Source organism: Pareuzebyella sediminis (assembly GCF_008367235.1).
Classification (GTDB): Bacteria; Bacteroidota; Bacteroidia; order Flavobacteriales; family Flavobacteriaceae; genus Pareuzebyella; species Pareuzebyella sediminis.
Genome location: NZ_VTZS01000004.1, coordinates 26,229 through 38,306, shown reverse-complemented (window position 1 = coordinate 38,306; position 12,078 = coordinate 26,229). Strand labels below are relative to the sequence as shown.

The window sequence follows — 12,078 nt, the reverse complement described above, 5'->3', positions numbered from 1 at the left end:
TACACAAACCACCACTTAAAAACTTATGACCATGCTGATCGAAAAGACCCAACGATTTTTAGCCCTCGACGTGTTTCGAGGCCTCACCATTTGCCTGATGATCTTGGTAAATACGCCCGGCACGGGCGCAAAGATCTATCCCTATTTAAGCCATGCCGATTGGTTCGGTTTTACTTTGGCCGACCTGATATTTCCTTCCTTTCTATTTGCCATGGGCAACGCCATGAGTTTTTCCTTGCGTAAATTCAAGGATGCGCCCTCACAGGCCTTTTGGAAAAAAGTGGTGCGACGTACCGTTCTGATCTTCCTCTTCGGTTTTTTAATGTATTGGTATCCGTTTTTTGAGCAAGGTGCCGACGGACTCGAGTTGAGGCCATTTTCGGAAACCCGGGTCATGGGGGTATTGCAGCGTATCGCCCTCTGTTATTTTATCGCTTCGGTACTCTTGTATTTTCTTTCTGAGAAAGCCACCTTGATTGTTTCAGGGCTTATTTTACTCGGGTATTGGGCGATTCTTTATCTTTTTGGGGTGCCGGGCGGCGAGCTCGATATGGCTACCAATGCCGGCACCTTACTCGATTTCGCCGTGCTTGGGGAAGGCCACGTATACAAGGGCGATCGAATGCCTTTCGACCCCGAAGGCCTGTTGAGTACCCTTCCATCGACGGTGAACGTTATCGGTGGATATTTTGCAGGAAGCTTTCTTCAAAAAAAGAGGGTGTCTTTCGAGAGTATCGCCAAGTTATTGATTGCAGGAGGACTGGTGACCGTGCTCGCCCTCTGGTGGGACTTGATCTTTCCGATCGGTAAAAAACTATGGACCAGTTCGTTTACCCTCTACACTATAGGTATCGACCTATCGGTACTGGCCGTACTGGTCTATTTTATCGAAATCAAAAAATGGAGGTTCGGGGTCCGCTTTTTCGATATCTTCGGAAAAAATCCGCTCTTTATCTACCTCTTTTCCGAGCTGCTTCTGATTACCCTCTCGCATATTCCGGTAACAGCCGACCAAAATGCGTTCGAGTGGATCAGCGAGGTCATATTTCAGACTATTTTTCCGGGAAGTTTGGGTTCCTTTATGACCGCCTTTGTTTTTATGCTCGTATGTTGGGCCCTGGGCTGGTGGCTCCACAAAAAACGGATATACATCAAAATTTAAAATGCCTATACCTTATTTCATGTATCGATCCGCGTTTTTTATCGCCGCCCTTTGCTGTCTACTGGCCTGTACCGAAAAGCCCAAACCACAGGAAACTACGGAAGACCCGATACAGATCGCTTTTTTGTCCGACGTACACCTCACCGACGTATACGGTCAATTTGAGGACACCGACTATAAGGGCGTGCGCAACCCTAGTACAGAGCGCTACACCCTGGCCCGTACCATGCGATCGCAGCTGGAATCGACGCGCTTGTTCAACGAAAATTACTTTGCATTTCTGGCGGCACTAGACCGTATTGTGGACCGAGGCATCCGTTATGTCGTCATGCCCGGCGATTTTAGCGATGATGGGCAAAGGGTCAATGTCAAAGGGCTGCAGCGCATCTTGACCGATTACTCGGAAAAGTACGGTATCAGGTTTATTACTACCACCGGCAACCACGACCCGGCCCGCCCGTTCTTTCAACATGCGGGGAAGTCCGATTTTCTTGGCGAAGGCGGAAAATCACAGCCTATTTTTAGCAAGGCAGGCATGTACGAACCAAAAGGCGAAGATGCGCTGCCCGTAGTCGTCACAGAAGACATCGCCAAATTGGGCTATGACGAGATCTTACAGCATTTACAGGACTTTGGTTTTTTCCCAAAACCGACCGACACCTATTGGGAAACGCCTTTCTCGGACTACGGCTATTCCGATTACGAGTATGAAAAGGCCCTTGAACAGTCGCACCTCGAACACAGAAAATATGCGATCCCCCCGACGTTCGATACCATTCCCGATGTGAGCTACCTGGTAGAACCCAGCGACAATCTATGGTTTCTTGCCATCGACGGCAATGTCTATGTTCCCAAAGATGGGGCGGACGGAGCTACCGAAGACCCGGCCAAGTATTCTGGGGCCAGCACGGGCTATTCGGAAGTGCTTACCCATAAATCGCATTTGCTACCATGGATGAAATCGGTCGCCCAACGGGCCAAAGCCCTTGGGAAAACCTTGATCGTGTTCAGCCATTTTCCAGTCATCGATTTCAACGATGACGCCTCCCCAGAAATGAAACGGCTGTTCGGCGAGGGAAAGATGCAACTGCACCGGGTGCCAAGCGAGGCCGTCGCCCAAGCCTTTGCCGATGCGGGCATCAAAGTACATTTTGGAGGGCATATGCACAGCAACGATACCGGTATCCGGAATTTTGGGAAGGAGAAGGGGCTCGTCAACGTTCAAATACCTTCCCTGGCCGCCTACATTCCCGCTTTTAAAGTGCTGACCCTACGTGGGGCCAATACCTTTGAGGTCGAAACCGTGGTACTCGACACCGTCCCCGGCTTTAAGGATTTGTTCCCCCTATATGAACAGGAGCATGCCTATTTGAGTAAAAACGCCAAGAATGACCTTTGGAACAAAGAGGTCTTAGCGGCCGATACCTACAAGCAGTTTACCTTGTGGCATTTGCGCGAACTGGTACGTTTACGGTTTTTGCGCGATGACTGGCCGGAAGCCTTCAAAGCCCGAATGCTGGAAAGTACAGGGATAGCACTGTTACAAACGGGTCTGCGCACCACCCATAACCCTGTCGCCCTGGAGGAGTTCCTGACCGCCAAAGAAATGGATCGAACCGCCTTCGAATCGTGGACCGGCCTCGATATGATCCATGATTTCTATAAGCTCAAAAATGCCGATGAGCTGGCCCTATCCGATATCGGAAAAGATCGGTTACAGGCCTACAAGGTGGTTTGTGAACAGCTTGAGAAAGGAAACGACGAGACTTTAGGGTTATGGGCTACCATCTTTCTAAAAATGTGTAGCGGCGTCCCTTCCGATCATTTTATCATCGATCTGGAGTCCGGAGCCGTACAAGCTTTGGCCCGATAAATCGTACAAGGTGCTTAGGAGGCCCTCAAAATTAGGGAAACGGGGCGTTCTTCGTGATCCTTGACTTCCACTAGGTCTCGAAGGTGCATACCGGCCTCGATAATGACGGCTACCCAATCTTCAAGGGTACGGGCATACCAAGCGTGCCCTTCGCTAAAATTACCAGGAAGACCTTTCCAAGCGTCTTCGATCATCTGGCTGGTATAACCGAGATTCTGCTGTACCAAAAAAAAGGGATGCACGGTTTGTATGATTAGTTGTCCGTTTTCGGTCAAATGGTTCCGCACCTGTTGGAGTAAGAGGGGAAGCCCCTCTTTCTGGTAAATCGAATAATTGAATACGGCCGCATCAAAAGGAGCCTCGTTCAGGCGCTGCCCTTCCATTAACGCTTCATAGGTGACTTGATAATATTGCTCAGAACCCTGGTTGCGCGCATGGGCCAATAAGGTTTCGGTGGCATCGATACCAACTGCGGTCTTGCCCAAAGCGGTCAAACTGCGTGTTAACCAACCTTCGCCACACCCCACATCTAAAAGACGCTTGGCCGGCAGTTGCCCTATCACCCTTAAAATCGCTTGGTTCGTAAATCGTCTCGAACCGATCTGTTCCCCTTCGATGACGCGGATCCACTCCTCGGCATTGGTGTTCCAAGATTTTTTGATTTTGCTATCCATCATGGTGCAGGGTATGGCCGAAAACCTCGAAGCCGAGTAAGGAGGCCCACAACCTGTGGGTCTCCTGGTTACAAATCAAGGCACTGATTATATACTCGGATCTTCGGGGGTATTCGGATTACTATTTCGTTCGGTATCAGGATAAGGATAGAAATTACGGTTCCGTTCCTCTTCATACTGCATGGCGTTGCCACTAGGTTCAGGGCGGTCGAAACGTCGACTATCCGTTAAACTGGTTCCTGTTAAAAAGAGTTCGGCCCTACGGTTCTGATACACCGCATCCAAAAGGGCATCCACGGTACTTGGCCCCGAATAGGGTGCCAATCCCGCATTGACTCCGAAGGGATCGTCACTATCGGTCAATACCTCGTTCAAAGCTGCGGTGGCCGCTCCTACATCAGGGCTGCCCTTACGTAGCTGGGCCTCCGCTATGATAAGGTGCATCTCATCGGGCAGGTACACCGGAATAGGTCCGGTATTGACGTTGAAGAAACCGGCCAAGTCTTCGATGGGCAGTCCGTTTTGGTTGGTCTCGTCCAAAGGCACCAAATAGAACGACAGTCGGCCGTCGGCATCGTCAAAGACGAATTCCGCTGGAAGGCCAAAATTATCACGGGGCTTGAAATTCGGCGAATCGTTCAAGAAGACGCGGCTCCAAATCGGGTTCAGGTTCTGTGAATCATAGACAAACGTAGAGGTTGACGACAGGTCCACGTCATTAGCTGCGGCAATCGCCGCCTCATAGTTACCGGCCAACAGGTTATAACGTGCCAGCAGCGCATCGATCGTATTCGGAATATCGATGTTGCCCAATGTAACGGCGCTCGTAAACTCCTCCGAAATCGGAGCCGAGGCGATGGCCGCCTTTGCTTCGTTCAGCAGGGCGACACAGTTCTGGAAGGCCTGCGCCTGGGGTACGAAGGACGCATTGTTATCGTTGTCGGTCTCCGTGACTACTTGCTGATAGTTTTGCGCTAAATTACCGATGGCCAGGGCTTTGAATAGCTTGGCGTGGGCAATGAGTCCGCTTTGGGTGCCCGCTTCCAGCTCGATAGTCGAGGCGTTCATTTCGATATCTTCCGCCACTTTTACGATACGCAGCATGGTCGCCCAGAGTCCCTGCACGTTCGAATTGAAATTGGGAAGCTGGGTGCCGCCGTCTTCCAGTTCGATCATGTTCTGAAACGTCGTGGTAATCGCACCCTCCCTCGTGGTGATGGCCGGGGTCTCCACGACCCAGCGCACCCCCGTGGTCGCATACAATTGTTGCATCCCTACTGCTGCTGCCAGAATACCTTCTCGCGAAGACAGGGTCTCCTCGGCGGTCGCCGCATTGGGGTTTTCAAAATCGGATTCGCACGCGGTCAGCCCGAGGACTAGCGTTAAGGCGAAACATATGTGATATAGGGTATATTTTTTCATGGTCTGCATTTTTAGAAGTTGAAGTTAAGGCCCAATTGGTAGGTTCTTGGAATCGGAACCCCGGCGAAATCGAAACCGCGTACGCCATTGCTCTGTCCGGCCGCATTGATTTCAGGATCCCAGCCACTATAGTCGTCCCAAGAGAACAAGTTTCTGCCGATCAGACTTATTTTGAGGTTGTCGACCGCCTTAAATGGTTCTTTGATGTTGTAGCTCAGGGCGAGCTCGCGCAACTTGACAAAAGAACCGTCTTCTACAAATTCTTCAAAGATTCCCGCTTGGGCGCCCCCATACGCTTTTGGGCGATTGCCCAATAGCTCTTCCCCAACATTGGAGCCACCCCCAAAAATTACGTTGTCGAGCAACCTCCGGTTCCAGTTGAACACGTCATATCCTTGTACGGCATCGAACTGCACGCGCAATGACAAGTCTTTATAGGAGAACTCGTTGATCAGCGAACCGAACCATTCCGGGTTGGGATCACCGATAACCTTGGAGGTCGACCCATCTTCGGTCGTTCCCGTAAATGGATAGCCATTTTCATCCAAAGATATGCTTCCGTCGGGGTCACGGGCGTAGAACTGCCGGTAAAAGACCCCTAAGGGTTCGCCTTCGATGACATAGTTGGTCGAAAAGCTTCCAGCAAGGGCAAATTGACCGCCCCCGGCCACGCTGGTCACCACATTTTCGTTTTTCGAATAGGTGGACGTAATGTCCCACGAGAAATTATCCGACCGTATCGGGGAGCCTTTCACTAAGAGTTCCAACCCTGTATTCTCGAGATTCCCCACATTTTCGATTCTTGAGGCAAAACCTGTAGAAGGGGAAAGTTCCCTAGGTAAAAGCAGGTCGCTCACATCTTGCTTGTAGTAGGTAAATTCGAGAGCCAATCGATTGTTGAAAAAGCCCGCATCAAAACCGAACTCGATCTCTTCCTGACGTTCAGGCGCAATTTCAAGATCGCCCTGTTGCGTGCTAGGTATCAAGCTCGGTGATCCGTTGATGGCCGAGGGATTGTAGAGGGTAAAACGTTGAAAGGCCGAGAGGGCCGTAAGGTTACCCGCCTGACCCCAGGAGCCGCGTACCTTGAAGGTACTGAAGACATCGCCGAAGGTATCCTGCCAAAAGTCCTCTTCCGAAAGCACGTACGATAGACTGGCCTTGGCATAGACCTGATTTCGCTGGTCTTTTCCGAAGGTAGAAGCCCCATCGACACGAACCGCCCCATTGATATACAATTTGTTCATAAAACCAAAGGACTGCTGTACAAAAGAACCCCAGTATGAGATCTGTGAGCGGCTTTCGCCTTGTGCCAAAATACTACCGCTTTCAGCGGTTTCGACAATGGGGGGCAATCCATCGGCATTGATGCCTACGCGATCGAATTCTTCGTATTGCCACGAACCGCCCAACGTGGTCGTCGAGGTGATGGCATCGTTGATATCCGCCTTGTAGGTCAAGTTCAGATCACTGTTGTACTGAAAGTTGTTGATATCCGATCGGCGGGCAAAGCCGTTGCCGTTCGGCGACGTATTGTTAATCGGAATGAAGGCCATGGCCGACTGGTTGAAATAATCGAGGCCTAGGGTATAATTGGCCGTTAAATTTTCGGTAATCTTGGCATCTAAGCCTACGCTCGTAATAATGCGGTTTACCTTTTGCCCAAAATCGAAGCGGTTTACCGCCTCAAGGGGATTCGTTCGCGGCACCAATAAAGAAGTTACCGGATATACCCCTGATTCATTAGGGTAAGGACTGATCGAGTTTTCACTGAAGACAAAGCCCGTGATGGCCCCGTAGGCCGAATTGATACCGCCATTAGGCACGTCGCTGCTCGTACTGCGTACATAGTTCAGTCCGGCATTGATGGTTAGCCAATCGAAGGCCTTTTGGGTGAGGTTCGCTTTGAAACCGACCCGTCGAAAATCGGTATTTTCTATGATTCCCTCATTGTCGAGATGTGATGCAGAAAGAAAGTAGGAGGTCTTCTCATTACCCCCGTTCACTGAAAGATAGTTTTCGATGCCGAACCCGGAACCAAAAAAGACATCCTGCAGATCGTAGCGGGTCGCGGGTATCGTGGCCAAATTTGTCCGATCAAAGGGATCTTCCCAAGCTAGGGGTACCGTATTATAATCGATTTTCTTACGTAGTTCGTTGATTCTCATATTCGTGGAAAAGCTGAACTTGGGCTCTCCCGATTTTCCTTTTTTGGTAAAAATCTGAACCACCCCGTTACTCGCCCGAGAACCATAGATGGCCGCTGCCGCAGCTCCCTTGATAATCTCGATGCGTTCCACATCGTTGGGGTTCAGGTCGGCCAAACGGTTTTGGGCGTTCCCCCCTAAATCGATCAACTGGTTACTAGAGTTACTGATGATGATACCGTCTACAATGTATAACGGATCGGAGCTTCCCAGTACGGTACTGGGGCCTCTGAGCCGTATGCTGATGCCCCCTGCGGGATCACCCGAATTCTGTTGTACCAAGGCCCCGGTGGTCTTCCCGGAAATTGCCTGATCTACCGCCGTAGCCCCGTTGTCGACCAAATCGTCGGCGTTCACCGATGAAATGGCATTCCCCAAGGTACGCTTGTTGACCCCCACCGTATTACCGGTAACAACCACCTCATCTAAACTCAAGAGGTCTTCCGACAGGCTAATATCGGTTACGATGTCGGTGGCCGTGCCTGCGTTAATCTCGATACGTTTGGTAGCATACCCAAGGTAGCTGGCAATTAGGGTGTACGACCCCGGTGCTAAACTGCTTTGAAAGACATAATTACCGTCAAAATCGGTGACACCGCCCGTGGTCGTGCTTTCAAGATAGACGGACACCCCCGGGATAGGCGCGCCATCGTTACTATCGGTTACGTTTCCCGAAAAGGAATATTGCGTGGTTTGCCCAAAGGCCAGACTGCCGCATAATAAAGCCCAAAAGAGCAATGATCGCGAAGCCCACTTGTTCTTTTCAACACTTCTTTTTTTCATAGATTGATGAGTTAGTTTATAAAAGAGCACCATTCCGTACATAAAAAGGAAGAAGTGCATGAGGTAAAAGTAGGAAAAAAAGAAATGTTTGCTGTTTTATGCTATATAATTTTGCAAAATATCGAAAATCAGCAGTGAACAAGCCAGAAAATTTACAATTTCATCATACATTTGTTAATAATCGACCAATTCACAAAACCATCCAACCCATGCTCAAGGAAGAGAGACATCAGGTTATCCTGAACGAGGTCGCCTTGCACAACCGCATATTGCTTACCGATATCTCAGAAGTGCTGAACGTTTCCGTTGATACCGTACGCAGGGACGTCATCTATCTGGATGCCGAAAAAAAACTACAAAAGGTGCACGGTGGCGCCATCTCGCTGGGATTCGCCAATACTACCGGTGACCAAGACCAGGTGTACGCGCTTTCCAAAAAGACCAAGATCGCGGAAAAAGCCCTACGACTATTAAAAAACGGTAACGTTATTATCATACACGGGGGGACCACCTGTCTGGAACTCGCCCGTCTGATTCCCTCAAAGATGAGCCTTACCTGTTTTACGCTCAGCCTGCCCGTAGCCATGGAACTCAGTAAAAAGCCTAAGTTGGAGGTCGTGCTGATAGGGGGAACCTTGGCCAAGGAGAGCTTGATCGCCTCAGGGGGCAATGCCATTCACAACCTTTCAAAAATCAAGGTAGACTATAGCTTTTTGGGAACGGGATACGTCGATCCTATCCACGGCCTTACCGAATTCGATTGGGAAAGCGTACAGGTAAAAAAGGCCGTGGTGCACGCCGCTAAAAATCCGGTACTCCTGACCATCTCGGAAAAGTTAAATTCCAGAAACCGCTATCAAACGTGCGAGCTTAATGATATTGCAACGATGATCACCGAGTTAGATCCCGACGACGCCCTTTTGAACGATTTTAGAATAGCGGGGCTAAACCTGTACTGACCAAAACCATGCTGCATTTTTGTGGAAGGCACACCAGCTATCCGAGGTCGAGGAGTTTCCCATGAGCAAGTAAACGATGCTATGGCGCACTTTGACAACGGTTAAGCTAGATTAAGGGTCGTATGAAAAAGGGACTCATTGCTGACCCTGCGGGATTTATCGGGTGGAGGTATGCATCAAAAGTTTCCCTATCTTTATTCATAGATAATGAGATACGAAAGTAACGCGGCCGGCAGCCCGACCCTTTGCATAGCAGCTACCCCTGAATTCGCTATTTTGTGGTTTCCGGTAACGGCACGTTCAAAAAAATGTTCTCCATCCTCAACATAGATTCTACGATATAAAACTATTCAGCGTACTTTCCATCCATGAAGACACTGCGAATTCAACTCAATGAGATTAAACATGCCCGTAAGCTTCGAAGGCTTGAGCATATCTTGACCAAAAGAAAAGGTATTAGCGAGGTATCGGTTTCCACCTCCGGTTTTGTGCAATTGAAATGGGATGTGGATCAAACCTCTCAAGATGAAATTATTAAATCCATACAGGAGGTGGGGTATGCTATTCAAAAAGTCAAGGGTACGCCTGAGGATGTCAAGACCGACGACGACCATCAAATGTCTTCCCGACTTTTATTTTTAGGCGAGAACACTGAGCTTTATTTTGCCGTGATCAGTGGTATCTTTTGGTTGTTGGGCCTGATCGTTTCCTTTATTCCCCAAATTGCCGACCGTACGGCTACCATACTCTTTATCGTAGGCGCTTTGTTCGGCGGTTTTTTTACGTTTATTACGGCGGGGAAAGATGTATTGAGGGGCAAGTTCGAAATAGATTTTCTGATGCTTTTTGCGGCGGTAGGAGCCGCCCTATTGGAAAAATGGGGGGAAGCCGCCTTATTGCTGTTTTTGTTCAGCTTGGGGCATGCCCTGGAGCATTATGCCATGAACCGCGCACGGAAATCCATCGCGGCCCTGTCGAAGTTGGCCCCTCCGGTGGCGTTGCTCAAGCACCAGGGTACCTTGACGGAAGTGCCTATCGAACAGCTCAAAATTGGGGATATTATTGTGGTCAAACCCAATTCGAAAATTGCAGCGGACGGCGTGGTCATTGAAGGTACAAGCCCTGTCGACCAAGCGTCCATCACCGGGGAGAGTATGCCGGTAGACAAACGGCCATGTCCGGACTGGCAGGACAAGACCATTGATGCACTGCTTCCGGAGTATCGGGTTTTTGCGGGCACCATCAATGGTAGCGGGGTTTTGGAAATCAAAGTGCTGAAGCATGCGAAAGACAGCACCCTTTCACGCCTTATTACCTTGGTCAAAGAGGCCGAGACCCAAAAGTCGCCCACACAACACCTGACCGACAAATTTGAAAAGTACTATGTGCCGTTGGTGCTGGTCTTGGTGATTTTATTAATGTTCGCTTTTCTTGTTCTTGACGAAACCTTTCAGCAAAGTTTTTATCGCGCCATGTCGGTGCTCATAGCCGCATCGCCCTGTGCCTTGGCCATTTCAACCCCCAGTGCCGTCTTGGCGGGGATTGCCCGTGCGGCCCGGCAAGGGGTGCTGATCAAAGGCGGGCGCCCTCTGGAGGATTTAGGCGGACTAAAAGCCATTGCCTTTGACAAAACAGGAACGCTCACCCAAGGAAGACCCATGTTGACCAGCGTGATTCCGTTCGGAGCTGTTCAAAAAACCCATCTCTTGAAAACGGCGGTCGCCGTTGAAGGCTTGAGCGACCATCCCTTGGCGGCAGCCATTGTCGACGGTGGCACCAAAGAATTGAACGATGTACCTATCCCTAAAGCGATAAACTTAAAAGCATTGACGGCGAGAGGGGTTCAAGCAGAAGTGGAGGGTACTACGGTTCATATCGGAAACCGCAGGCTTTTTGAAGAATGGACCGGGGAAAAAGTACCTCAGGAAATCGATGAAAAAATGGCGGCCCTTGAATCACGGGGGCAAACCGCCATGATCGTGGGTCAAGACAAGCGCTATCTAGGTATTATTGCGGTCATGGACGTCGCTCGTAAAGAGGCGCGGGCTACTCTGGCCACGCTAAAAGATATGGGCATCAAAAGAATGGTCATGTTGACCGGAGACCACCAAAAAGTCGCAGATGCCATTGCCGACGACCTGGGCATTACCGACCCTATGGGCAGTCTACTTCCCGAAGACAAGGTACATGCCATCGAAGCATTAAAAAAACAGCTCGGCAATGTGGCCATGGTCGGTGATGGGGTCAACGATGCCCCCGCCATGGCCAAGAGTACGGTTGGTATTGCCATGGGGGCGGCCGGCTCAGATGTGGCCCTCGAAACGGCCGATATCGCCTTGATGGCCGATAAACTCGATAATCTACCGTTCGTTATCGGTTTAAGTCGAAAAGCGAAACAGATCATACAACAAAATTTAGCCATAAGTTTGGGCATGGTGGCTATTTTAGTGCCGCTTACCATCATAGGAAGTATTGCCATAGGGCCCGCCGTAGTAGGGCATGAGGGTTCAACGTTATTGGTCGTGTTGAACGCCTTGAGGCTCTTAAAATATGAGGTCTAACCATAAGGCCGCCCCGGCTGACCGGATTAACGAGCCCGACTAGGTATGCCCGCCCTTCGCTCGGTACGCCACAAATAGCAACAATAGTGGGCTGATAATAGCTCCAAAGATTCATTGGTTTTCTACAAAGCGCCGAACAGTACGCCCCGTGCGGACAGCCCTTTTTTAGGTAAAGGTGTGGTTAAGAAATGCCAAGAAAGAGAAAAGTACTAGCCCATTTTATGCGGTTACAGAAAACCGTAAGTACGCTGTCGTAAAACCCCCTATATTTAGGCCTGCCCCACTTTCTGCTCAAGAACTACCTGATACCTGTGGCCGTAGAACGGCTCAGGACCTCTTTTTATAGGTAAATCGAGAGGGCCGCTCCCGTCAACTAAAAGTCGAATGAATCATCGTTTAACGACATAATTTGAGGGCTAAAAATATTTTATAGGGAA

7 protein-coding genes are annotated in these 12,078 nt (G+C 49.8%); 4 read left to right on the top strand and 3 right to left on the bottom strand.

What is annotated here, in order from left to right:
- The first annotated feature begins 31 nt into the window (after positions 1 to 31).
- Both F2B13_RS14320 and F2B13_RS14315 read left to right on the top strand, forming a co-directional pair.
- Positions 32 to 1,162, top strand: a complete 1,131-nt coding sequence (locus F2B13_RS14320) for an acyltransferase family protein (RefSeq protein ID WP_232625243.1) — start codon at positions 32 to 34, stop codon at positions 1,160 to 1,162.
- A gap of 19 nt (positions 1,163 to 1,181) precedes the next feature.
- On the top strand, positions 1,182 to 3,035 hold the full coding sequence (locus F2B13_RS14315) for a metallophosphoesterase family protein (protein ID WP_149304501.1): 1,854 nt from the start codon (positions 1,182 to 1,184) through the stop codon (positions 3,033 to 3,035).
- 14 nt (positions 3,036 to 3,049) lie between these two features.
- Here F2B13_RS14315 and F2B13_RS14310 read toward each other — a convergent pair whose 3' ends face one another.
- The 3 genes from F2B13_RS14310 to F2B13_RS14300 form a co-directional block, all read right to left on the bottom strand.
- The gene (locus tag F2B13_RS14310; protein WP_149304500.1) at positions 3,050 to 3,712 is read right to left on the bottom strand and encodes a class I SAM-dependent methyltransferase; all 663 of its coding nucleotides are present in this window, start codon (positions 3,710 to 3,712) and stop codon (positions 3,050 to 3,052) included.
- 84 nt (positions 3,713 to 3,796) lie between these two features.
- The gene (locus F2B13_RS14305; RefSeq protein ID WP_198440136.1) at positions 3,797 to 5,140 is read right to left on the bottom strand and encodes a RagB/SusD family nutrient uptake outer membrane protein; all 1,344 of its coding nucleotides are present in this window, start codon (positions 5,138 to 5,140) and stop codon (positions 3,797 to 3,799) included.
- Positions 5,141 to 5,142: 2 nt separating this feature from the next.
- The gene (locus tag F2B13_RS14300) at positions 5,143 to 8,121 is read right to left on the bottom strand and encodes a SusC/RagA family TonB-linked outer membrane protein (protein WP_149304499.1); all 2,979 of its coding nucleotides are present in this window, start codon (positions 8,119 to 8,121) and stop codon (positions 5,143 to 5,145) included.
- A gap of 209 nt (positions 8,122 to 8,330) precedes the next feature.
- On the opposite strand from F2B13_RS14300, the gene F2B13_RS14295 reads away from it, so the two are divergent.
- Entirely contained in the window at positions 8,331 to 9,080 is a 750-nt protein-coding gene (locus tag F2B13_RS14295; protein WP_149304498.1) for a DeoR/GlpR family DNA-binding transcription regulator, read from the top strand.
- A 368-nt stretch (positions 9,081 to 9,448) separates the two neighbouring features.
- Positions 9,449 to 11,641, top strand: a complete 2,193-nt coding sequence (locus tag F2B13_RS14290; RefSeq protein WP_149304497.1) for a heavy metal translocating P-type ATPase — start codon at positions 9,449 to 9,451, stop codon at positions 11,639 to 11,641.
- Positions 11,642 to 12,078: the final 437 nt, after the last annotated feature.